The organism is Pontibacter qinzhouensis (genome assembly GCF_008017455.1).
Lineage (GTDB): Bacteria > Bacteroidota > Bacteroidia > Cytophagales > Hymenobacteraceae > Pontibacter > Pontibacter qinzhouensis.
This window is the reverse complement of record NZ_VRTY01000102.1, coordinates 1-22,434: the sequence shown is the minus strand read 5'-3', so window position 1 is coordinate 22,434 and position 22,434 is coordinate 1. Positions and strand designations below refer to the sequence as shown.

Sequence of the window (22,434 nt, the reverse complement as noted above, 5' to 3'; positions counted from 1 at the left end):
TGTAAAATTGAACTTAACAGGCTCTCCGACCTTATAAGTCAGCTTTTCTGCCTGCACATCGAAATCAGGTGCAACCACCTCCATCGTCTTATCGCACGAAAGCAATGTAAGGGCGATAAGCATTCCGTATAAATATCTCATAACCAATGTCTTTTAGTATCCTGGGTTTTGTGTAAGTGCCTTGTTCAGGGCCATGTCGTAGGTAGGGATGGGCAGCAGCAGGTTACGTTCCGACACGTTGGTCTGCGCCAGCACGTGCCCCTGCGCCGCTCCATTGGCAAGTGCCCAGCTCATATAGGATTTCATATCGCCTATAAAATTGCCCCAGCGGATCAGGTCCGGCCTTCTGGAAGCCTCGAAGCAGAACTCGCGCGCTCTTTCATCTTTGAGTATTTCCCTGAATTCTTCTTTGCCAAGTCCGTCCGGCAGATCGGCGTTTATGTCGGGTTTGGGCGGGTTGGGCAGCAGGAGGCCATAGGCTCTTCTACGCACCTCGTTTATGGCCTCATAAGCCACAGCCGTCGGGCCATTCAGCTCGTTTTCTGCTTCTGCTATCATTAAGAGCACATCGGAGTACCTGAGGATAGGGAAATTCTGTGGTGAGGTGCTGATGTCTTTCGGAGACACCACCTCATACTCTCTTCTCCACTTGCCCATGGTGCGCCTCCAGATGTCGGGGTTTGGCGTGTACACGGCCGGGTTGCCCACATAGGTGAAGGGGGCAATGTTCCAGTCTCGGCGCAGGTCGGGCGAGGCCTGGGGTACGTCGGTGTTCTCCGCATCCTTTTCATACAAATCGAACAACCGGCGGGTAGCGAGCACAGATCCGCCACTGATTCCTTTATCACGGTCTGAAGGGTTCCGGATGCCCCCACGCGCCCCTACATAGTAGGTGTACTCGCTGTGTGCCCCGGTGTTATTGCCGAAGAACTCCACTTCCCAGATGCTCTCTCTAACATCGTACTGGTCTTTGGCATATTTCATGAAAACATCGGTATAATCCGGGTTCAGGCCATGCCTGCCGGAGTCACGCACCTTTTTTGCCCAGGCCAACGCTTCAGTGTACCTGGAGTGGTCGTTTAGTGGGAAACCAGCCATCTTCAGGTTTACCCGTGCCAGAATTCCCTGCACAGCCGACCGCGACACCCGGCCGCCATAGCTAAGGCCTCCTTCTGCGCCCGGACCGGCCACATCCTCTACCAGCGCTTCCGCCTCCGTCATGTCCCGAATCACCATGTCGTACACTTCACGCATAGGGGTACGCGGTATGTCAACCGCCGAAATGGAAGGCTTGTCGGTGAGCAGTAGCGGCACATCGCCATAGTTGCTTACCAGCTGAAAGTAATAGTATGCTCTGAGGAACAGGGCCTGGCCTTTTATTTTATTGCGCGCCGCTTCGTCAATCTCAGGGTTGTCTACAACAGCCAGCAGCAGGTTGGCCCGGTAAATGCCCTGATACAGGGTTTTCCAGTAGTTGGTGATCTGGGCATCTGCTGGCGTATAAATATAGGCAGTGGTGTTTGACTGGCCTGTATTGGTATATTCGATGTCAGAGCTCACGTTGAGCCAGTAAGGCACCACATCGCCGTACATGGCCTGCGACCCCAGCACATCATACACGCCGGCGAGGGCGGTTTCCAGTTCTGCTAAAGTAGCATAGTTAGGAGCTATAAAATTGGTTGGTTCGGTATCCAGAAAGTCTTTGCAGGAAGTTCCTCCCAAACAAAGCACGGAAGCAAGGATGTAATATTTCAGTTTCATATCTCAGCAGTTAGATTACAAGGTGGTGCTTAAGCCTACAGTCAGGGTTCTGGCCAGCGGGTATGAGGCAAAGTCGAAGCCCGGTGTCAGGGCGGAGTGCCTGGTCGACACATCGGGGTTAGATCCGGAGTACTTGGTCCAGGTAAAGAGGTTCTGAGCCGAAACATACACCCGCAGCGATTTCAGCTTTACGCGGCTTACCAGCGACTCCTGGAAGTTGTAGCCCAGGGCAACTGTTTTCAGGCGCAGGAAAGAACCGTCTTCGATCACGCGGCTGGAGTAGTAAGTATCTCGTTGACCACCGGTTCTGAACAGCGTGTTGCTTGGATTTTCCGGCGTCCACCGGTCCACGTAGCTGGCGTACTGGTTCAGAGAACGTGTGCGCTTGGCGTTTCCTTCGAACAGCAGGCGGTTGGCATTGATGATGTCGTTGCCGTAGGACCACTGGAAAAACACGTTCAGGTCAAAGCCTTTGTAGCTAAAATTGTTTGAGAAGCCGCCTACATGAATCGGAAGTCCTCTTCCAATTACGGTGAAGTCCATTTCATTCACCACCAGGTCGCCGTTTATGTCTTTGTACTTAATGTCGCCAGGCTGGATGTTGGCTCTTGGCTGTCCGTTTGTAGGGATGTTGTCTTTCAGCACATGGTTACCCAGCACCAGGTCAAAATCCTCATACTGGTACACGCCGTCCCAGATCAGGCCGTAAATCTGGCCTATTGGCTGCCCCACCTGCGCAATATAAGGTGAGGTGTTACGGAAGTCGGTGTCAAATGCTACCTGGCTCAGCAAGGATGTCTGCCCCTCGTTCAGAGCCAGGATTTTGTTCTGGTTAAAGCTGATGTTGAAGTTTGTGGTCCAGCTGAAATTGTTTTTCTGTACGTTCACGGTGTTCAGCGTCAGCTCCAGCCCCTGGTTCTGCAGCTTCCCGATATTTTTGAAGGCGGTTGCCATGCCGGAGGTGTTCATAAGGCCGGTGCCATAAGGCAGGCTGGCGTTCAGGAGCAGGTCGCGGGTAGTTTTGCGGTAGATATCGGCCATAATTTCCACACGGCCTTTCAGCAGGCTCAGGTCATAGCCAATGTTGGCCTGCGCTGTTGTTTCCCACTTCAGCTCGGGGTTGCCATAGTTCTCCAGCAGCGCGCCCCTGGTCGGGTTGCTGTTGTTGAAGGAGTAACCTCCGTAGCGCGGCACGCTCAGCTGGGTCAGGTAAGGGAAGTCAGACACACGGTTGTTGCCGGTAAGACCATAACTCACACGAAGCTTGGCATCATTGATAAAGCTGATATCCCGGATCAGAGGCTCGTCTGACATCCTCCAGGCAAATGCAGCCGAAGGGAACAGGGCCCAGCGGTTGCCGGGAGCAAACTTGGAAGAACCGTCGTTCCGGATAGAGGCCGTGAGCAAGTACTTCGATTTGTAGTTGTAGTTCACACGACCTAAGAGAGAGGCCATCGTCCAGCGGGAGCTGTAAGAGTAGCCAATATTGGTGTCTGCTTCGTCCAAACCGTCGATGCCGAGTGCTTCGTTTAATACATTAGTAGCTGTAAACCCATAATTTGCGTCGTTTTGTTGCTGCATGGTAAAACCGCCCACCACGTTCAGGTTATGGTGCTGGTTAAAGGTCTTTTTGTAGGTAAGGGTATTTTCGTTCAGCCAGTTCGTAACGGGCCTGAAGTTAATGGAACCGTTTACACCTTCTGCTCTCCTGCTGTTGCCGTTGGTAGTAAGCGAGTTGAAAAAGTTGTCGCGGCGTACCATCATGTTCGTGATGCCGCCAGACACGCGTAAGGTCAGCTCGGGCGTAATGGAATACTGGGCGTAGGAGTTTACATTCAGGTTGTTCACCCTGGTTTCGCGCAGCTCGTTTTTGGCAGACATGATGGGGTTAACCCGGAAATCGTTGCCGAGCATAGTAGGGTCGAAAAGCTGATCCAGAATCTGGTCGCCGGCACCTGCCACCGGCCGGAACCCCCAGACAGAGTAAAGCAGACTCAGGCCGCTGTAGGTCATGGTGTGTGAGGTGTTGGATACGATAGCACCATAAGTCAGTTCGCTGCTGTAGTTGGCGTTAACCCCTACTTTCAGGTTTTTGCCGATGCCCTGGTCCAGGGTAAGCCGGCCCTGGTATCGCTTAAAGCCGGAGTTAATCACAAGCCCCTGCTGGTCGATGATGTTGCCGGAAATGGAATAGGTAGTAGCGCCGTTGCCACCTCTTATGGCCAGCTCGTGGTTCTGAATCGGGGAGCGTTGGTAAACCTCTTTCTGCAAATCTAAACTTTCGGCGTTACGGTAATCCTCCAGCGTTTTTTCGCCGGTAAAATATACGTTGTCGGCAAATTCCGGCTCCAGCTCGCTCTGGTATTTCACGAACTCATAGGCATTCATGAGCTCCAATGGTTTAGGGTTTTCAGAGATGCCGTAGAACGTGTTATAGGAAATGACAGGGGTTCCCTCCTTGCCTCTTTTGGTTGTGATCATCACGACCCCGTTGGCACCTCTGGCTCCATAAATGGCTGTGGCAGAAGCATCCTTCAGGATGTCAATCGATTCAATATCGCTTGGGTTTATGGAGTTGGCCATAGAGGTCTCCATCGGGAAACCATCTACCACATAGAGCGGAGACGTATCCTGTGTTAAGGAGCCTGCCCCCCGGATTACAATGTTGTTGTTGGAGCCCGGCTGCCCATCGTTTCCAGAAACGGTGACACCCGCCACACGGCCTGCAAGCGCTTCATCAAAGGACTTTACAGGGGCTTTCTCCACATCCGCCATCTTTACCTGACCGACTGCACTGGGCACGTCTTCGCGGGCAGAGGTGCCGTAGCCAATCACGACCAGCTCTTTCAGTTGCGCCTGACTGGCCTCCAGTTTTACATTAATGCCTGTCTGGTTCTTTACCGGAATTTCCTGGCTTTTAAATCCTAGAAAGGATACCACCAGCGTAGCATTGCTTTTTACGCTAAGGCTGAACCGTCCGTCAGTATCTGTGGTCGTGGCGTTGGTAGTGCCTTTCTCCACCACAATGGAGCCCGTCAGGGGGGCGCCATCTGCTGCGGCCGTAACTTTGCCGCTAACTGTAGTCGTCTGCACCGCCTGTGCTGCCAGGTCCTGCACGCCCAGTGAAAAACCCAGCATGACACAAACCATCTTTAACCACAGCAGGTTGTTTAAAAAGTGTTTCATACTTCTATCTTGTTAAATTGTTAAAATACATCGTCTTGATTTTTATATTTTACTTAAGGAAAATCTATCTCATTTCGTTAGGACTGGATAATAAAACTTTTGAAGGTGGCCTACTTTAATAAAAGGCAAAACATCTTAACGCACTAGGTTAAAAAATTCAATACTATGCCATCATGGTTTTAAAACCATCTATCCTCTTTCCGGATACTTACCTTTAGATATTTATTGGAGAAGGCATCAAGCCGAACACTCCTTCAAAGAATTAACCTACTACCTGTTTTTCCAGCTTTTGCCCGATGCTAAAATCAACGGCTTTAATCTTCGGGATAAAAATGGCCAGCAATACAAAAGCCAGAGGATACATGATGCCGGAAATTATCCATAGCGGGCCATAAGAGTAATCTTGTATGACCATACCGATGAGCGGATTCATGACCATGCCGGAAACAGCTCCTGCCGTGCCAGAAAGCCCTACCACCGTAGAGGTGGCGTAACGGCCAAACACATCTGAGATAGCGGTTATATAGTTGGTGATCCAAAGGCCATGGGCCAGCATCAGTACGGCCATCAGCAGGATGGCCACCTCCACCGAAGATACCCAGGCAATAAGGGGAGCAACCAGCGTAATCGCCGCTGCAATGCCCATAACCCATTTTCGGGCAGAATTTACAGGAAGGCCTCTTGCTATCAACCTGTCGGAGAACCAGCCGCCCATAATGTTGGAGATGCCCAGGGCCAGGAACGGAATCCAGAAAAGCTCCCCTACCCGCTCAAAAGACACGCCCCGCTCCTGGTTGAGGTACTTGGGCACCCAGAACATTAGGAAGTAGAAAACAGGGTCCAGCAGAAAACGGATCAGGATAAAAACCAATACCTCCTTATTTTTCAGCAGCGTAAGGAACGGGATTTTAGGCGCTTTCTCCTGCTCCTGTTCCACTACAACTGGCTGCTCTTTTGTAGCTTTTTTGCGCCAGGGCACCAGCATCCACACTAACACCCACACAATACCCACCAGCCCGGGAATGGCAAAGCTCCAGCGCCAGCCCATGCTGTTTGAAATAAGGATAGTGACAGGCGGCGCCAGTACGGCTCCAATGGCAGAGCCCCCAATAGCAATGCCATTGGCAAGGGCACGCTCTTTTTTGCCGAACCACTCATACACCGTTTTGGCAGCGCCTGGAAAACAACCTCCCTCGCCTACACCCAGCAGGAACCGGAAGGCCAGCAATTGATGAAAATTCGTCATGACGCCGTGCAGGCTATTGGCCACTGACCACACCCCCACCGAGAGCGCCAACCCCGCCTTTCCGCCAATCCTGTCGATCAGCCTGCCACCAACCGTGAACATAATCGCGTAGCTGATCAGGAAACTGGTGTTAACCCAGCCATACTCTACATCACTGATATTAAACTCATCCTGAATTTTAATGATGGTCATGGATAGCACCTGACGGTCCAGGAAGTTGAGCCCTGTGGCCAGGAAGACTAGCCCTAATATAAACCAACGTATTTTGGATCCCATATCTCTTAACGCACTAAGTATGCGACAATAATAAAAAAATATTTTACAACTACCTAACATTAGTAAGTAAAATTTAAGATAAATTTCAATGATCAAGCAGAGGGCACCTCTATATTTAAATATTTATCTCTTTTAAATTATATTTATCAATACAATTGCCTTTTTTATGTTATAAGTAGCTGCATTTATTACAAAATTTCCTAACGCACTAAGGGTAAAAAACAAACATAACTTTTCCGCCCATATAGGAAAATAATCACGAAAAAGATGGGGTAACGCTTAAGGAAAGGTAAATTTTATATTGGGTTTCTGCTTTAAGAGTGAAACTCCGTTAAGATACCGGGCTTGCAATATGCTTTCGTTATGATTTAAAGATTCACAACCCCGCCCGAATCAGCAGGGCGGTGGGCCAGACTAACTATAAGTTTAAGCTCTTCCTTACAAAAACCAGGAAGCGGTGCAGCTAAATAATGGCGGCAACTGTGCCCGGCCTCTTACCGCAGGTTATGACTCTTTTTAGGCTCCTTCCCGTGGTGCATTTCCTCGTCTTTGTACTCTGGGTTAGCCACAATCGCGAATTTATATTTATCTCCCCTGTAATAAGATTTCTCGATTTCCAGCACCTTGTCAGGCTGGCTAACTACGGCGCTATCCAGTACAAATACAGGCAGGCGTCTGGACGTATCAAAATTATTGTCGGAAGAGTCCGGCTCCAGGATTGAGGCACTCAGCGTTTGCTTTACATCCGTAATTTTATGGCGGTACTTATCTTCATACACCTTAAAATAAGAGATCTCTGTAGACATCATATTGATTTTAGGGCAGAGCTTCAGGGAGATGTATTTTACCTCGTCTTTTATAATAGTGTCGTCTGCATAGCGGAGCTGGTGTATTTTCAGGACCGGCCCCTCCATAATAAAGTGTTTGCCGCTAATTTCGGAAGAGATGCCGTGCTGCAGAATGGTTTTTTCGAGTACAATGTTTTTGGGGTTGAAGCCTTCTGCGCGTAAGCTCTCGTTAAAGCCGCGCCGGGTAGAATCAATAGAGCCGAGGGTGCGTAGAATGTGGTGGTCCTCGGTGCGGTTCAGCACAAAGGTGCCTTTGCCTTTTATCCGTTGGGCCCATCCTTTAGACTCTATCTCCAGCAAGCTTTTGCGGGCAGTGGTATTACTGACCTTGAAATTTTTTATGAGCTCGTTTTCTGATGGAATCTTATCGCCCGGCTGTAGTTCCCCCGACTTTATCTTTTCTATGATTGACTCACTTATTGAAATAAATTTCGGCTTCATGAATACTTATATTAATAAACAAGGTACAATATAAAAGAATTAATACAATTAGAGAATTCGAAGGTAACAAATAAGTAATATGGCGGCAAAAACCGATTGAAAGACTGACAATCTGCTCCTCATATTAGTATAGAAAGGAAATAGCGCAGCTTTCAGGTTTTAAGATGAGCTTTAAAAGCAGCAGAAGTTTTAAACTTAATTGGAGGGGCATTATTATTATTATTATTATTATTATTATTATTATTATTATTATTATTATTATTATTATTATTATTATTATTATTATTTTGCCTCGCTTCAGATTTTTTGCGCCTTCCCCTTGTACAGTGCCAAGGTCAGAACTAGATAAAGAACATAGAGAAATGAAGGTGCAGACTGTTTTGACAAGCCAAAATCAATAACTTGATGCTGCAAAACGAAACACACTGCAAGAAATTACATGTAATCAAATAAGTTTGTATTGGGAGGTAAAAAGTAAACTTTAGGAGGTAAATTAACTTCATAAAAGTTGCTCTTCCGTAATAACCACAACTGCTATTGCGGCAGCTTGCCTTCTTCTGCAAAATCCGGATGGCCCCTAATCCGAGAGGTTCTACCGCGTAACATAACACTATTATTATGTCAAACAACCTTTTACTTAACGCTCAAAGGGCTCAAATCATACATCAGTAAATCAAAAGGTTACGTATACTTACCCATAATAGCTAACATTAGAAAGATAGTTATATACTAATAAAATGTGTGGCTATCTTAAATTATTCATTATGTAGAAGCAAGCTGAACAAGATGCTGTTCTATGCCCTTTTGTCTTGAGCACTTCTATAGAATATTTTTCCCTACTACGGAACACCTTGTGAACAACAGGCCCTGATCCCTATCAAATTGCCTTCAGATTTCTGTCGCATGGGGCGGCAGAAGAAACAACAGAAGGCCATGCTTCATCCATACACCTGGACCCAGTTCCTTCTTACAGCAGGAAACTCGCTGCTGATCTACTATCTCACCATATTGTTGCTTTACTACCGGGATGAACTGAAGGTATTCCTGGGGAAGGCGAAAAATTGGGTTATGCCGCAGGTATACCTCACCTCGACTTCGCCAGATTCAACGCCTACTGGCACTCCATCTGATAATGTTATTGGCGCTGTCTCCACACAGGAGGCCCCTGTCCTCTCCGAGGCATCTGCCATAAAGGTCTCCCCCCTTCAGGAGGACCAAGACGGATTCGAAGAAACCACAACAACGGAAACACAGGCTCCTGCCGTTGCGCCACAGGACATGCCGGTGGGCATGCTGGCAGATTTCCTGGAGGAGACAAAATCGCTCGTGGAGCTGGTCGCGGAGACACAGCTGGAGAAGGAGGAATTCCTCTCCCTCTTGCAGCTCATCCTCTACAAATACTTCCGCTCCGCCCAAAGCCAACACCAGGACCAGGCGCGTCGCTTCCTCCTGGAGCAAAGCCAGGGCAGGCTTCCCTTTGAGCTGACACCCGAGGACCTGCAGGCGCTCTGGCCAAGCGCCTGATACCCCAAGCTTTTTACTTGTCCTTTTTAGCCAGTCATTCCTAATCACACCTAACCCATTCAAGAAAATGAAAAAGAAACTGACCCTACTACTCGACCCTAAAAAAGTAAAGGCGGCCGCTACCCTCCTGCTCTCATTCGTCGTGGCCCTTACTACCCAGGCACAGACTGCCGACGGCAACGCGGGCATCACGCAGGCCACCCAGCTGGTGCGCGGCTACTTCGACACCGGCACCAGCCTGATGTACGCCATTGGCGCCGTCGTGGGACTGGTAGGGGCCGTTAAGGTGTACCAGAAATGGAACGGCGGCGAACCGGACACGGGCAAGGTGGCCGCCGCCTGGTTCGGCAGCTGTATCTTCCTGGTGGTGGCCACCGTGCTCCGCTCCTTCTTTGGCGTCTAACCCGGCTCGGTGATGGCAAACAGTGTTTACCAAGTCAACAAGGGCATCAACCGGCCCATGGAGTTCCGGGGGCTCCGGGCGCAGTACATCGGCTACCTGGCCGCAGGGCTCGTGGTCCTGCTGCTGCTCTTTGCCGGGATGTACCTGGCCCGCGTGCCCCTGCTCCTCTGCCTGCTGGTCATCCTGCTCTCCGGGGCGGCCCTGTTCACGGGGGTCTACCACCTGAACAGAACCTACGGGGAGCACGGCCTGGTCAAGCGGTTCGCACGGCGCGGCATCCCCCGCTACGTCCGCCTGAGCACCCGCAGCACTTTTATGTTCCTTACCTCAACACCCTACAACCAGCATCATTCAAAACCACTAACCGGAAAGGAGGACACACATGGCACAGCCGATTGATCTGGAGCACCTGCTGCCCGTCTACAAGGTGGAGCACGGCTGCATCCTCTCCCGCCAGGGCGACATCACGCTGGCTTATGAAGCCATCCTGCCGGAGATCTTCAGCCTCTCAGACGCCGAGTACGAGGCTTTCCACCAGGCGCTCCTCAAGGCCATCCGCCTGCTGCCCCGCTTCACGGTGTTCCACAAGCAGGACTGGTTCCTGGAGGCCTCCTACCAGGCCGACTTCAGCAAAGACGGTCAGAGTTTCCTCTCCAGGGCCAGCGAGCGCTTCTTCCACGGGCGGCCCTTCCTGGAGCACCACTGCTATATCCTGCTCACCAAGAGGCCCGAGGACCGGCGTCCTTCCAGCTCGCTTGTCTCCAACCTGCTCCGCCGCTCGCTGGCACCCCGGCAGACCCTGCATCCCCTGCTTTTCCAGGACTTCGTGGGCCAGGCCGGGCAGTTTGAGCGGGTGCTGCAGGACAGCGGCTTTGTGAGGCTGCGCAGGCTTACTGATACAGAACTGGCCGGCACGAAGGAGAAGGCAGGCTTGCTGGAGCGCTACTGCGGGCTGCTGCCCGAGGAAGCAAAACCCCTGCTGCAGGACATCCACCTGCAGCAGGGCATCCGCATCGGGGACAAGCGCTGCCAGCTCTTCGTGCTGGCCGACGCCGAGCACCTGCCCGCGCTCTGCGGCCCGCGCATCACCTACGACAGATACTCGACCGACCGCAGCAAATTCTCCACCGGCTTTGCCTCCCCGCTGGGCCAGCTGCTGCCCTGCAACCACCTCTATAACCAGTACATCTTCCTCGAGGATGCCAGCCAGACTATCAAGCGGCTGGAGAGCAAGCGCCTGCGGTTGCAGTCGCTGGCGGCCTACTCCCGCGAGAACGCCCTGGCCCGCGACGCCACCCATGCGTTTCTCAACGAGGCCCTCGGCCAGCAGCGGCTGCCGGTGAAGGCGCACTTCAACGTGCTGGCCTGGACCGAGCAGCCGGAGAGGCACAAGGAGCTGCGCAACCTCGTCTCCTCGGCCATGGCCCAGCTCGACGCCACGCCCAAGCTGGAGACGGACGGGGCCCCGCAGCTCTTCTGGGCCGGCCTGCCGGGCAACGCGGCGGACTTCCCCATGAACGACACCTTCGACACGTTCCTCGAGCAGGCCTGCTGCTTTCTCAGCCTCGAGGCCGGCTACCGCTCCTCCACAAGCCCCGTCGGCCTGCGCCTGGGTGACCGGCTCACCGGCAAGCCCGTGCACGTGGACATCTCCGATGAGCCGGTCAGCAAAGGCATCTGCACGAACCGCAACAAGTTCATCCTCGGCCCCTCGGGCAGCGGCAAGTCCTTTTTCACCAACCACCTGGTGCGCTCCCTCCACGAGCAGGGCAGCCACATCGTGCTGGTCGACGTGGGCCACTCCTACAAAGGGCTCTGCGAGCTGGCGGGCGGCTACTACTTCACCTACCGGGAAGACAAACCCATCCGGTTCAACCCCTTCTACCTTAGCGAGGGCGATACGCTGGACACGGAGAAGAAGGAGAGCATCAAGACGCTGCTGCTGGCCCTCTGGAAAAAGGACAGCGAGACCTTTTCCCGCTCCGAGTACGTGGCCCTCTCCAACGCCCTGGAGCTGTATTACCAGCACCTGCAGGAACACCAGCAGGTCTTCCCCTGCTTCGACAGCTTCTATGACTTTGTGCAGACGGTGTTCAAGGAGAAGCTGAAAGCGGACCGGGTGAAGGAGAAGGACTTTGACCTCGACAACTTCCTCTACGTGCTCCGCCCCTACTACCAGAGCGGCGAGTTCGGTTACCTGCTCAACGCCCGCGAGAACCTGGACCTGCTGCAGGAACGCTTCATCGTCTTCGAGCTCGACAACATCAAGGACCACCCCATCCTCTTCCCGGTGGTGACCATCATCATCATGGAGGTCTTCATCTCCAAGATGCGCAAGCTCAAGGGCGTCCGCAAAGTCATCCTCATCGAGGAGGCCTGGAAAGCCATCGCCCGCGAAGGCATGGCCGAGTACATCAGGTACCTCTTCAAGACGGTGCGCAAGTTCTACGGCGAGGCCATCGTGGTCACGCAGGAGGTGGAGGACATCATCTCCTCCCCTGTGGTCAAGCAGGCGATCATCAACAACTCGGACTGCAAGATCCTGCTCGACCAGGGCAAGTACCTCCACAAGTTCGACGGCATCCAGCAGCTGCTGGGGCTCACGGAGAAGGAGAAGGCGCTGGTGCTCTCCATCAACAAGGCCAACGACCCCGCCCGCAGGTACAATGAGGTCTTCATCAGCCTGGGCGGCACCCGCTCCCGGGTCTTCCGCACGGAGGTGTCGCTGGAGGAGTACCTCACCTACACCACCGAGGAGTCGGAGAAGGTGAAGGTACAGGCTTATGCCCAAAAGTATGGCGGGGACATGCGCAAAGGCATCGAAGAGCTGGCAAACGATATCAGGGCCGGGTTAACCGGAGGCTAAAAACGAATGCATACAAAAGACCATGAAAGGATATCCATATAGCACGCTGCTGTCCCTGCTCCTGCTGCTGGCGGCCGGGTTTCACCAGCCGGCACAGGCGCAGGACCCGGTGACGGAAGCCATCAAGGCAGGCGTGAAAAAAGTCATCGTGGCCATCGACCTGCAGGTACAGCGCCTGCAGAACGAGACCATCTGGCTGCAGAACGCCCAGAAGGTGCTCGAAAACAAGCTCTCCGAGCTGCGCCTCACCGAGATGGCCCAGTGGACGGACCGGCAGCGCGCGCTCTACGCCGACTACTACCAGGAGCTCCGGAAAGTAAAGGCGGCCATTGCCTATTCCCGGCGGGTGCGCAACATCATCCAGGCCCAGGCCGCCCTGGTAGCCGAGTACAGGCGCGCTTCCCGGCTCTTCCGCCAGGACCGTAATTTCTCGCCACCCGAGCTGGACTACCTGCAAAAGGTGTACAGCGACATCCTGGAGGAAAGCACCAAGAACCTGGACCAGGTCCTGCTGCTGGTCAGCTCCTTCTCCACCCAGATGAGCGATGCCGCAAGGCTGGAGCTCATCGGGCAGGCGGCCGGCCGGCTGGAGCAGAACTACAGCGACCTGCGGGAGTTCAACGCCCAGGCTGTGCAGCTTAGCCTGCAGCGGGCCAAATCGCGGAACAACCTGCAGACAGTCCGAAGCCTCTACGGGCTCAACTGATCCACCACTGCCAGTACTATTAAACCAGCTAATTAAACTCAATAATACGCTATGAAACTACTCCTCTTCAGCCTGCTTCTGCTGACCGGCCTGAGTAGCCGGGCGCAGACCTTTGACGAGTGGTTTAGGCAGAGGAAAACCAAAAGAGAATACCTGGTGCAGCAGATCGCAGCCTTACAGGCATACGCCGGTACCCTGCGGCAAGGCTACGAGATAGCCCGCTACGGGATCAACACCGTGCAGCACATCAAGAACGGCGACCTCGGCCTGCACCAGGCCTTTTTTGGCTCCCTCCAAAAAGTAAACCCCACCATTGCCAGCAGTGCCCGGGTAGCCGACATCCTCTCCCTGCAGGTAGCCATTATCCGTCGCTTCGGGCAGACCCTGCAGGCGCTACGGAAAGATAACCTCCTGTTGGAGGCAGAGCTCGCTTACCTGGAGCAGGTGAAAGCAAAAGTACTGGAGGCCTGCTACCAGGACCTGGAAGCGCTCTGGCTGGTGCTCTCCGCAAATCAACTGGAGATGAAGGATGAGGAGCGGTTCCGGCAACTCGAGGCGCTGCATGCTGCCCTGCTGGACAAACACCAGTTCACGCAGGCCTTTCTCCAGGAGGCGCAGGCCCTGGCCCTGCAGCGGGCAAAGGAAAAGCGCGAGGCGGAAACAGGCAAAAGATTGCACGGCATACCCCAATAGCTATTTCACATGAAAAAGATAAGGCGACTCACTTTATACAGCTTGTCACTCCTCTTTGCAACTTTCCTGCTACCCCAACAGGCAAAGGCACAGCAGGAGGAGATTCAGCAACTCCTGCTGAATGTGCAGAAGCTTAACCAGCTCCGCCAGATCCTCTCGGACATGAAGCAGGGCTACCAGCTCATCAGCAAGGGCTACGGCACCGTCGTCTCCCTCTCGGAGGGCAACTTCAGCCTGCACGAGACTTTCCTGGACGGGCTGCTGGCGGTAAACCCGGCCGTGCGGCACTACAGGCGGGTGGCCGACATCATAAGCTGCCAGCGAAGCCTCCTGGCTGAATATCAGAGGGCCTACGATCGGTTTCGCCGGGAAGACAGCTTTACGCCCGATGAGCTGGCCTACCTTAGTTCCGTATATGGCAGCCTCTTTCAACAAAGCCTGCGCCTGCTCGACGAGCTTACCCTCCTCCTCACAGCCGGGGAGCTGCGCATGAGCGACGGGGAGCGGATGCAGGCCATCGACCGCATCCATGCCCAGATGCAGGAGCGGCTCGTTTTCCTGCGCCACTTCAACCGGCAGGTAACCCTAGTGGCCCTGCAGCGGAAGCGGGAACTCGAGCAGGTACAGGTGCTGCAAAAGCTTCACTCGCCGCAAGATTAAACAACAGCCATAATTACTAAACACGCATCCTATGAAGAAGCATGTACTTTACCCCATGCCGCCAATGGTACTAGCGCTCCTGTTGCCAAACCTGGTGCAGGCGCAGGGTACGGCTAGCAACATGCACAGCCTGCACGCGGTGCTCGGGGACCTCTACCAGGAGATGATTCCCCTCTGCGAGCGGCTCATCGACGTGGGCCGCGGCCTGGCGGGCTTTGCCGCCCTCTGGTACATCGCCTCCCGCGTGTGGCGCCACCTGGCCAATGCCGAGCCGGTGGACTTTTACCCGCTGCTCCGGCCTTTTGCCCTGGGCATGGCCATCCTGCTCTTCCCGGCTGTCCTGGCTTTGCTGAACGGCGTGCTCCAGCCGACCGTCACGGCCACGGGCGCCATGGTGGAAGGCTCCCACCAGGCCATCGCCGTGCTCCTGCAGCGGAAGGAGGCGGCCATCCAGTCCTCGGATGCCTGGCAGCTGTACATGGGGCCCGACGGCAGCGGCGACCGCGAGAAATGGTACCAGTACACGCACCCGGACGACCCGACGGGACAAGGCGAAGGCCTGCTCGAGAGCATCGGCAACGATATGAAGTTCGCCATGGCCAAGTTCTCCTTCAGCTTCCGCCACTCCATCAGGCAGTGGCTCTCGGAGGTGCTGCAGCTGCTCTTCGAGGCCGCCTCCCTCTGCATCAACACCATCCGCACCTTTTACCTCATCGTGCTGGGCATCCTGGGGCCGCTGGTGTTCGGCTTTGCCGTCTTCGACGGTTTCCAGCACACGCTCACCGTCTGGATCGCCCGTTACGTGAACGTGTACCTATGGCTGCCGGTGGCCAACATCTTCGGCAGCATCATCGGCAAGATCCAGGAGAACATGCTCCGGCTCGACATCGGCCAGGTGGAGACTAGCGGCAACACCTTCTTCAGCCCCACCGACACGGCCTACCTGATCTTCATGCTCATCGGCATCGTGGGCTACTTCACCGTGCCCAACGTGGCCAATTACATCGTCCATGCCGGCGGGGGCAATGCCCTGCTGATGAAGGTCACCAGCCTGCTCCACACCTCTGCCGGTGCCGGCGCCTCGGCGGCAGGCGCAGGGCTCCGCCATGCCGCCGGGGCCGTGGGCTTCGCCGCCGGCAGCCTCGTGCGCGGCGTCACGGAGCATGGAGACGCCTACGCCGCCACGGCCGGCCGGGGTGGCGGAGGCACACCGCCGGACAGCTTCCAGCACGGGCGCCTCTCCGGCGACTCCTGGTGACTCTGACACAGCCTCAACAACAGCAAAACCATATGTTCAGACAACTTCAAAACATCGACAGCACCTTCCGCCACATCCGCATCTTCAGCCTCCTTTTTTTGGTGGCCTGCACCGGGGTCAGCGGCTTTGCCCTCTACCTGAGCTATGAGCAGGTGCAGGCCGTGCAGGAGCGGATCTACGTGCTGGCCGGGGACAAGGCCCTGGAGGCCTTCTCGACCGGCCGGCGGGAGAACATCCCGGTGGAGGCGCGGGACCACGTGCGCACCTTCCACCACTACTTCTTCTCCCTCGACCCTGACGACAAGGTGATAGAGGCCAACATGCGCAGGGCCCTCTACCTGGCGGACGCCTCGGCCAAGCGGGCCTACGACAACCTGCGCGAGAGCGGCTACATCTCGGGGCTGATCTCAGGCAATATCAGCCAGGAGATAGAGGTGGACAGCGTGCAGGTGGACACGGGGCAGTATCCCTACTACTTCCGCTGCTATGCCAGCCAAAAGCTTATCCGCGCCACCTCCACCCTGCGCCGCAGCCTCGTGACCGAGGGCTTCCTGCGCAGCGTCGCCCGCTCGGACAACAACCCGCACGGCTTCATGATCGAGCGGTGGGCGACGCTGGAGAACAAGGACCTGCACACGCAAAGCCGCTAGCCATGCTGCTCTTCCGCAGGAAGTCCGCCCTTGATAAGCCGCCGGAGGGGAGTGATGCCAGGGATAAAGCAGCCCGTGCCATCGCCGCAGTTATTGTCAACCGGCAACTACAGCTGGCCAAGTGCTGCAGCTCCCGCTACGAGAGGCTATCCTTAGGTGTCAGAAAAGCACTGCTATTGCTCCTCTGTATGCTCTTCGGAGGTACAAGCCTTTGGTTTCTGGCAAGGGGGGTATGGCCGGAGCAAATGCAGCAAGCTCTAATCCATGTGCAAAGCTATAAACCCGACAACCGTCCTATAGCGGGGCCGAACCTCCGGGATAGCCTAAACAGGCAGCATAATCTTCCACTTAAAAAATAGACAGACCATGAAAACGCATTCAGAGGCATTCCTGCGCAAGCGAAAATTTTTGATGGTGCTCCCACTCCTGGCACTCCCCTTCCTGGCCCTGGCCTTCTGGAACCTGGGAGGCGGCAAGGGCCCTGCGAAAGGGGCAAACGCGCAGGGCGGGCAAAAGGGACTGAACCTGCAGCTGCCCGAAGCGCAGCTCAAAAAGCAGCACCAGGACAAGCTCAGCCACTACGACCAGGCCCAGCAGAAAGCCCGGCAGCTCTCCGCTGCCGGCACTTCCCATCTCCTGCAGCGGCTGGGCTTTAGCATAGGCAACGAAGAGAGTCAGCTACAGCTGACGCCGGATACAACAGCCACTGCCACCATGGCCTTTGCTGACCCGCAGGAAGAGCAGCTAAACCGGAAGCTGGCTCAGCTGGAAAAAGCGATACAGCCACCGCCTCTCCACCATGCAGCGCAGCAGCGAAAGCCGCCTACTCCTGTCAGTTTGCCTGCTTCCGGCAACGACCGCTTCCAGGGGGAGGTGGACAGGCTGGAGACCCTGATGCAGCGCATGGGCGGCAACGGCACCGCAGGGAATGACCCGGAAATGCAGCAGCTGGAGAACATGCTTGAACGCATCCTCGACATCCAGCACCCCGAGCGGGTAAAGCAGCGGCTGGCACACCAGGCCCCGCAAAGGCAGCAGCAGACTTTTGCGCTTCAGGCTTCTGCCGGGCAGGCTGCTATCACGCTGCTTGAACCTGTTTATGCCAGTCAGGCCCCTCGAGAAGCTGGTGCCCAACTTGATGAAAGCAGAGATACAACTCCCCTATCCATCCTTACAGCAAATGCTTTCTATGGTTTGCAGGACAACTATACGCAAGCCGGTACCGGTGAAGCGGGCAATGTGTTGGAAGCAGCCATACATGAGACCAGGACGCTGACGGCAGGGGCCACCGTGAAAATACGCCTGCTCCAGGACGTGCACCTGAGCGGCAGGCGGGTAGGCAAAGGGAGCCTCCTTTACGGCACCTGCAGACTAAACGGAGAGCGCCTGCACATCGAGGTGACTTCCGTCCTTATCCAGGATGCGGTGGTCCCCGTGGCACTGGCGGCCTATGACCTGGACGGGCAGGAAGGGCTCTACATTCCCGGTGCACTCACCCGGGATGCCGCCAAGCAGGGAGCAGACCGGGCCATCAACCAGAGCCTGCAGCTCTCCGCGCTCAACCCGGGTATCGGTGCCCAGGCAGCCAGTGCCGGCATTGAGGCGGCCAAAGGGCTACTGAGCAGGCAGGCCCGGCAGGTAAAAGTCACCGTCAACGCCGGCCACCGCCTCCTGCTCCGCGACCAGAGCATCCGCCGCTAATCTTTTGATGTTTCACACTTAACTCATTTTCACATGAAAAAGAACCTCTTCCTTTGCCTGCTCCTGCTGCAGCTGACAGCTACTGCACAAGACCTGCAGCCAAAATCCCTGGAACTGGCTTACCAGAAGACCACCACCCTTGTCTTTCCCCATACCGTCCAAAGCGTGGACCGCGGCAGCCGGGACATCCTGGCCCAGGTGCCCGAGAAAGTGGAGAACGTGCTCCAGCTGAAAGCAGCACAGGAAGGCTTCACGGAGACCAACCTGACCGTCATCACCGCCGACGGTAGGCTCTACAGCTTTGAGGTGACCTATGCCGACCATCCCGCTACCACACTTCTGAAACTGGGGCCTCCCGCCTCCACTGATGCACCGGTAGAGTTTGCCAATAAAAATTTAAACACGGAGCAGCTGAAAACCATTGCCAACCTGCTGGCTGAGGACCCTAGGTACTGCTACGGCATCAAAGACAAGGCAGGAAAAACAAAGACCACCCTGGAAGGCATCTACGTGCAGGGCAATACTTTCTTTTACCGGCTGGTGCTCTCCAACAAGTCCCCCATCCCCTATGATGTTGACTTTGTCCGCTTCAGCCTCCGCGACCGCCGGCAGGTAAAGCGCACGGCCACGCAGGAGGAAGAACGGATTCCACTGTATGCCTATGGACTCGAAGAGAAAACCGTGGAGGCCGGAGGCCAGAAAACACTGGTCTTCGCCCTGGAGAAAGTCCCCATCACCAAAGAAAAGGAGCTGGTCGTGGAGCTTTTTGAGAAGAACGGCGGCCGGCACCTCCAACTCCGGATACGGGGCAAAGACCTGGAACAGGCATGTGCCCTGCTGCTCTGATCCAATCACAGCTATCAAATTATTTTTTAAACGCAAGAATAATACGCTATGAACCAGAACAATTTGGACTACCTCAAAGAAGGCCTCAAGTACATGGGCTTTGGCACCAACTTTAATGAGGAACTGGAAAAGCACGTGCAGAGGCAACAGCCCGAGTTCCAGCTGACGATGCAGAAGCCCTATTTCGACAGCACCATGGATTATACGCTGCACTTTCGCCGCTCAGACCAGAGCGACATGTATTTTTTCAACAAGTACGAGGCCACCCTCAAACCCGACACCTCCGCCCGGGAAACCTCCCAGACCTTCTACGTCAACAAGAACAGCGGCATCACCTCCCGTGAAGCCTACAACCTGCTGAACGGCCGGTCGGTGCACAAGGAGCTGGTCAATGCCGAAGGCCAGCACTACAAGGCCTGGCTGCAGCTGGACCTGGGGGAAAAGGACCTGCACGGCAACCACAAGGTCAGGCAGTACCACGAGAACTATGGCTTTGACCTGGAGAAGACACTGAATCAGTACAACATCAAAGAACTCCAGGACCCGGAGCAGAAAGAGCAGATGCTCCGCTACCTGCAGAAAGGCAACACCCTGCAGGTGACGGCCCTGCTGGAGGGACAGGAGGTGAAGCGCTTCATCGAGGCCAGCCCGCAGTACAAGACCATCAACGTGTATGACGAGCACATGAAGCCGGTGAAGCGGGAAACCATTCAGCAAAAGCAGGAGACTTCACCGGCGGCATCGGTAAAGCAGGAGCATGCTCCGAAAAAGAGCCAGCAACAGGATGTGGTAGTAGAGGAAAAACAGGAAATGAAAAAGTCCCGCAGGAAAGGCATGTCCATCTAATAGATGTTCCTCCTCCCAATTGTGCATACCTGCACACGCCTATGTCATTAAAATAAAAATGCCCCTGTCCCAACTACAGGGGCATTCTTATGTAAGCCCACTTAGCTGAAGCAAACAACACAAATGACCAATAAATTTCAGGAGCGTCATGCCCGGCAGCAGTGGGTTTGGTGGCAGGCGCAGTATAAGAAACAGGGCCTGCCAGCAAAGCCGTCGGGCTCTCGCGGCTCGTCCCGAAATGCGTGCAGGACTCTAACCGCTCCATCCCGCACGCTTTCCCACGCTGTAAGCTGCAGCCAAAACCTCCACAACGAAAGGCCCTTTTCCCGATTTGGCAGAACCGGAAACTGGTGCTTAAGCAAGGACACAAAAAGAGGCGCGAAGCCAATGCTATGCAAAAATCCCTATTCATTCATTCCGCTGCAAAGGTAGCCTGGCGGCCGGACACGAGACAAGGTAGTACGAAAAAAAGGGGGATCCCTGAAGGGAGGCCCTCCGCATTTTTTTCGTCTCCACCTTGCCCTTAGTCCGTCCGGCAGGCAGGGTGGGCACCATAATCAATTTCCAAACTTTAAAAGTACAAGATTATGGAAAAGCACACGAAAAAATCCGGACAGACTGCTTATCAGAAATTCTATCAGCTGGCTGAGCAGGTGACAAACGAAGTCATTTCGCAACTCGAACAAGGGAACGTCCTCTGGCAAAAGCCCTGGAGCTCCTTCGGCCTTCCGAAAAACTACCAGTACGGCCGGTACTACGCAGGCTTCAATGCTTTCTACCTCCACTACATGACCGAAAAGCGCCACTTCACCGCCCCCTACTTTCTTACCTTCAAACAGGCACAGGAGCTGGGTGGCCACATTCGGAAGGGCGAGAAAGGAACACAGGTGATTTATTGGAAAGTGTTTGGGCCGCAAACTGGCAGGCAGGACGAGGTGCAGGAAGAAGAGATGCCACAGTCCATCAGATTTGTCCCTTTCCTCTGGACGGTGTTCAACATAGACCAGGTAGAAGGGATTGACTTTACCTTACCGGCAACCTTTGAACGGACCGACCAGCAAATCATTGAAGATTGCCAGCGGGTGGTGGACCAGTATCCCCAGCCTGCCCCACGCATTCTGCACGGCGGATCGCAGGCTTACTATGCGCCTGCCAGCGACATGGTACAGGTGCCGGAGCTTCAAAACTTCGTCTCCGCCCAGGCCTATCACGCCACACTCTTCCACGAGCTCATCCACTCCACCGGCCACCCCGACCGGCTCAACCGCTTTACAGAACAGAAAAGCCGCTTTGGGGATGAAAGCTACAGCAAGGAGGAGCTTATCGCCGAGATGGGAGCAAGCTTCCTCAGCGCCTTCACCGGCATAAAGGAAGCGGTATTCCAGAACTCGGTGGCGTACCTGCAAGGGTGGGCCAGCAGGTTCAAAGATGATAAGACCATGCTTATCTACGCCAGCACCAAGGCATTTAAAGCAGCCAGCTACCTGCTGGCCCTAAAAGCGGAGACGGCCCAGGAAACAGCCCCTGCCGTCCAGTCGGCCGCTTAAAAATGGCTATGGGCTGCCTCGCCCCGGCAGCCCATAGCTTTTTTCACTGTTATAATTTTTTGTTCCGTTCCCTGATGTTGTACTGCTATAAAAGCACGAGAAGGCCGGATCAGACTACCCGATCCCGCCAGGCTCTTTTCAAAGTCCAACCAAAGACATTTACAAGTCCCTTTGGAAGACACTGCCATGCAAAAGTCCATGGGAATTCATTCTGCTGCAAAGGTAGCCTGGCTGCCGGACACGGGACAAGGTAGTCCTGGAAAAATGGGTATCCCTGAAGGGAGCCCTCCGCATTTTTACAGGCTCCACCTTGCCCTTAGTCCGGCCCGCAGGCAGGGAGGGCACCATAATCAATTCCTCAAACCTTAAAAGATCAAGATTATGGAAAAGCTCACTAAAAAATCCGGACTGAACAGAGTAGCAGAGATTAAACTCACCTACCGCTCCAAAGTGAAACCATCCGAGCGCCCGCAGGTTACCTGCTCCACCGACTGCGCTGAAGTCCTCCGCCAAAGCTGGGACACCGGCAAGATGGAATTTGTGGAGCAGTTCAAGGTGATGCTGCTCAACCGCGCCAACCGGGTGCTGGGCATCTACGAACTTTCCACCGGGGGCGTAGCCGGCACCATAGCAGACCCGAAACTTATCTTCGCTGCGGCCCTGAAAGCCTGCGCCAGCTCCATTGTCCTCTGCCACAACCACCCCTCCGGCAACACCAAGCCTAGTACAGCGGACCTGCAGCTTACAAAGAAGCTGAAACAGGGCGGAGAACTGCTCGACATCGTCGTGCTGGATCATATTAGCGAGAGCTACTACTCCATGGCAGATGAAGGGCTTTTATAGGCCCTTTTTTTGTTCATAGCAGATAGTATACAAGTGATTCCCTCTGAAGCAAATCTATCTAATATAGGAGTTACGCATAGTTATAAATGAATTCCCGCTGCACCTGGAGAAAAAGCTTCCTCTGGAGGGCATA

The 22,434-nt window shown here is 54.6% G+C and carries 21 protein-coding genes; 15 read left to right on the top strand and 6 right to left on the bottom strand.

Annotated elements, in window-relative coordinates; genetic code table 11:
• The 5 genes from FVR03_RS25235 to FVR03_RS20040 all read right to left on the bottom strand — a co-directional run.
• Positions 1–123 (bottom strand): DUF5017 domain-containing protein (locus FVR03_RS25235; RefSeq protein WP_369410470.1); only part of this gene is annotated, 123 nt, incomplete at its 3' end.
• 30 nt (positions 124–153) lie between these two features.
• Positions 154–1,761 carry a RagB/SusD family nutrient uptake outer membrane protein gene (locus FVR03_RS20055; RefSeq protein WP_147923560.1) on the bottom strand — a complete coding sequence of 536 codons (1,608 nt, stop codon included), beginning with the start codon at positions 1,759–1,761 and terminating at the stop codon, positions 154–156.
• Positions 1,762–1,776: 15 nt separating this feature from the next.
• Entirely contained in the window at positions 1,777–4,947 is a 3,171-nt protein-coding gene (locus FVR03_RS20050) for a SusC/RagA family TonB-linked outer membrane protein (protein ID WP_255474315.1), read from the bottom strand.
• Positions 4,948–5,209: 262 nt separating this feature from the next.
• Positions 5,210–6,469 carry an MFS transporter gene (locus tag FVR03_RS20045; RefSeq protein WP_147923559.1) on the bottom strand — a complete coding sequence of 420 codons (1,260 nt, stop codon included), beginning with the start codon at positions 6,467–6,469 and terminating at the stop codon, positions 5,210–5,212.
• Between the two features lie 494 nt (positions 6,470–6,963).
• Positions 6,964–7,758, bottom strand: coding sequence for a GntR family transcriptional regulator (locus FVR03_RS20040; RefSeq protein WP_147923558.1), 795 nt, complete (start codon positions 7,756–7,758; stop codon positions 6,964–6,966).
• A gap of 933 nt (positions 7,759–8,691) precedes the next feature.
• Between FVR03_RS20040 and FVR03_RS20035 the strand changes: the two genes are divergently transcribed.
• From FVR03_RS20035 to FVR03_RS19975, 13 genes are all read left to right on the top strand, one after another.
• A complete protein-coding gene (locus tag FVR03_RS20035) occupies positions 8,692–9,282 on the top strand; it encodes a hypothetical protein (protein WP_147923557.1) in 591 nt (196 codons plus the stop codon).
• Between the two features lie 67 nt (positions 9,283–9,349).
• Positions 9,350–9,685 carry a DUF4134 domain-containing protein gene (locus FVR03_RS20030; RefSeq protein ID WP_147923556.1) on the top strand — a complete coding sequence of 112 codons (336 nt, stop codon included), beginning with the start codon at positions 9,350–9,352 and terminating at the stop codon, positions 9,683–9,685.
• Positions 9,686–9,697: 12 nt separating this feature from the next.
• Positions 9,698–10,084, top strand: a complete 387-nt coding sequence (locus FVR03_RS20025; protein ID WP_147923555.1) for a DUF4133 domain-containing protein — start codon at positions 9,698–9,700, stop codon at positions 10,082–10,084.
• Entirely contained in the window at positions 10,068–12,551 is a 2,484-nt protein-coding gene (locus FVR03_RS20020) for a TraG family conjugative transposon ATPase (RefSeq protein WP_147923554.1), read from the top strand. The genes FVR03_RS20025 and FVR03_RS20020 overlap by 17 nt, the downstream gene beginning before the upstream one ends.
• Positions 12,552–12,804: 253 nt before the next feature.
• Positions 12,805–13,257, top strand: coding sequence for a hypothetical protein (locus FVR03_RS20015; protein ID WP_222707279.1), 453 nt, complete (start codon positions 12,805–12,807; stop codon positions 13,255–13,257).
• A gap of 51 nt (positions 13,258–13,308) precedes the next feature.
• Complete coding sequence (locus FVR03_RS20010; protein WP_147923552.1) at positions 13,309–13,950, top strand: hypothetical protein; 642 nt, start codon at positions 13,309–13,311, stop codon at positions 13,948–13,950.
• Positions 13,951–13,959: 9 nt separating this feature from the next.
• Positions 13,960–14,610, top strand: a complete 651-nt coding sequence (locus FVR03_RS20005; RefSeq protein WP_147923551.1) for a TerB family tellurite resistance protein — start codon at positions 13,960–13,962, stop codon at positions 14,608–14,610.
• 31 nt (positions 14,611–14,641) lie between these two features.
• Entirely contained in the window at positions 14,642–15,868 is a 1,227-nt protein-coding gene (gene traJ / locus FVR03_RS20000) for a conjugative transposon protein TraJ (protein ID WP_147923550.1), read from the top strand.
• Positions 15,869–15,900: 32 nt separating this feature from the next.
• The gene (traK, locus tag FVR03_RS19995) at positions 15,901–16,518 is read left to right on the top strand and encodes a conjugative transposon protein TraK (RefSeq protein WP_147923549.1); all 618 of its coding nucleotides are present in this window, start codon (positions 15,901–15,903) and stop codon (positions 16,516–16,518) included.
• Positions 16,519–16,520: 2 nt separating this feature from the next.
• Positions 16,521–16,877, top strand: a complete 357-nt coding sequence (locus tag FVR03_RS19990) for a hypothetical protein (protein WP_147923548.1) — start codon at positions 16,521–16,523, stop codon at positions 16,875–16,877.
• Positions 16,878–16,884: 7 nt separating this feature from the next.
• Positions 16,885–18,219, top strand: a complete 1,335-nt coding sequence (gene traM, locus FVR03_RS19985; protein WP_147923547.1) for a conjugative transposon protein TraM — start codon at positions 16,885–16,887, stop codon at positions 18,217–18,219.
• Between the two features lie 33 nt (positions 18,220–18,252).
• A complete protein-coding gene (gene traN / locus FVR03_RS19980) occupies positions 18,253–19,065 on the top strand; it encodes a conjugative transposon protein TraN (RefSeq protein WP_147923546.1) in 813 nt (270 codons plus the stop codon).
• A 48-nt stretch (positions 19,066–19,113) separates the two neighbouring features.
• Positions 19,114–19,911 carry a hypothetical protein gene (locus FVR03_RS19975; RefSeq protein WP_147923545.1) on the top strand — a complete coding sequence of 266 codons (798 nt, stop codon included), beginning with the start codon at positions 19,114–19,116 and terminating at the stop codon, positions 19,909–19,911.
• A 73-nt stretch (positions 19,912–19,984) separates the two neighbouring features.
• Here the strand turns inward: FVR03_RS19975 and FVR03_RS19970 are convergent, their stop codons facing one another.
• Entirely contained in the window at positions 19,985–20,176 is a 192-nt protein-coding gene (locus FVR03_RS19970) for a hypothetical protein (protein ID WP_147923544.1), read from the bottom strand.
• Positions 20,177–20,498: 322 nt separating this feature from the next.
• Between FVR03_RS19970 and FVR03_RS19965 the strand changes: the two genes are divergently transcribed.
• Both FVR03_RS19965 and FVR03_RS19960 read left to right on the top strand, forming a co-directional pair.
• Complete coding sequence (locus FVR03_RS19965) at positions 20,499–21,458, top strand: ArdC family protein (RefSeq protein ID WP_147923543.1); 960 nt, start codon at positions 20,499–20,501, stop codon at positions 21,456–21,458.
• Between the two features lie 381 nt (positions 21,459–21,839).
• The gene (locus tag FVR03_RS19960; RefSeq protein WP_147923542.1) at positions 21,840–22,301 is read left to right on the top strand and encodes a JAB domain-containing protein; all 462 of its coding nucleotides are present in this window, start codon (positions 21,840–21,842) and stop codon (positions 22,299–22,301) included.
• The last annotated feature ends 133 nt before the right edge of the window (positions 22,302–22,434 follow it).

Excerpts from the sequence above, each read along its gene's own strand:
- FVR03_RS19960 (WP_147923542.1), top strand. The coding sequence starts at position 21,840 with ATGGAAAAGCTCACTAAAAAATCCGGACTGAACAGAGTAGCAGAGATT.
- traJ (WP_147923550.1), top strand. The coding sequence starts at position 14,642 with ATGAAGAAGCATGTACTTTACCCCATGCCGCCAATGGTACTAGCGCTC.
- traM (WP_147923547.1), top strand. The coding sequence starts at position 16,885 with ATGAAAACGCATTCAGAGGCATTCCTGCGCAAGCGAAAATTTTTGATG.
- FVR03_RS20010 (WP_147923552.1), top strand. The coding sequence starts at position 13,309 with ATGAAACTACTCCTCTTCAGCCTGCTTCTGCTGACCGGCCTGAGTAGC.
- FVR03_RS19990 (WP_147923548.1), top strand. The coding sequence starts at position 16,521 with ATGCTGCTCTTCCGCAGGAAGTCCGCCCTTGATAAGCCGCCGGAGGGG.
- FVR03_RS20030 (WP_147923556.1), top strand. The coding sequence starts at position 9,350 with ATGAAAAAGAAACTGACCCTACTACTCGACCCTAAAAAAGTAAAGGCG.
- FVR03_RS20020 (WP_147923554.1), top strand. The coding sequence starts at position 10,068 with ATGGCACAGCCGATTGATCTGGAGCACCTGCTGCCCGTCTACAAGGTG.
- FVR03_RS19965 (WP_147923543.1), top strand. The coding sequence starts at position 20,499 with ATGGAAAAGCACACGAAAAAATCCGGACAGACTGCTTATCAGAAATTC.
- FVR03_RS20040 (WP_147923558.1), bottom strand. The coding sequence starts at position 7,758 with ATGAAGCCGAAATTTATTTCAATAAGTGAGTCAATCATAGAAAAGATA.
- FVR03_RS20055 (WP_147923560.1), bottom strand. The coding sequence starts at position 1,761 with ATGAAACTGAAATATTACATCCTTGCTTCCGTGCTTTGTTTGGGAGGA.
- traN (WP_147923546.1), top strand. The coding sequence starts at position 18,253 with ATGAAAAAGAACCTCTTCCTTTGCCTGCTCCTGCTGCAGCTGACAGCT.
- FVR03_RS19970 (WP_147923544.1), bottom strand. The coding sequence starts at position 20,176 with ATGGAGCGGTTAGAGTCCTGCACGCATTTCGGGACGAGCCGCGAGAGC.
- FVR03_RS20035 (WP_147923557.1), top strand. The coding sequence starts at position 8,692 with ATGCTTCATCCATACACCTGGACCCAGTTCCTTCTTACAGCAGGAAAC.
- FVR03_RS20025 (WP_147923555.1), top strand. The coding sequence starts at position 9,698 with ATGGCAAACAGTGTTTACCAAGTCAACAAGGGCATCAACCGGCCCATG.
- traK (WP_147923549.1), top strand. The coding sequence starts at position 15,901 with ATGTTCAGACAACTTCAAAACATCGACAGCACCTTCCGCCACATCCGC.
- FVR03_RS20045 (WP_147923559.1), bottom strand. The coding sequence starts at position 6,469 with ATGGGATCCAAAATACGTTGGTTTATATTAGGGCTAGTCTTCCTGGCC.
- FVR03_RS19975 (WP_147923545.1), top strand. The coding sequence starts at position 19,114 with ATGAACCAGAACAATTTGGACTACCTCAAAGAAGGCCTCAAGTACATG.
- FVR03_RS20050 (WP_255474315.1), bottom strand. The coding sequence starts at position 4,947 with ATGAAACACTTTTTAAACAACCTGCTGTGGTTAAAGATGGTTTGTGTC.
- FVR03_RS20015 (WP_222707279.1), top strand. The coding sequence starts at position 12,805 with ATGGCCCAGTGGACGGACCGGCAGCGCGCGCTCTACGCCGACTACTAC.
- FVR03_RS20005 (WP_147923551.1), top strand. The coding sequence starts at position 13,960 with ATGAAAAAGATAAGGCGACTCACTTTATACAGCTTGTCACTCCTCTTT.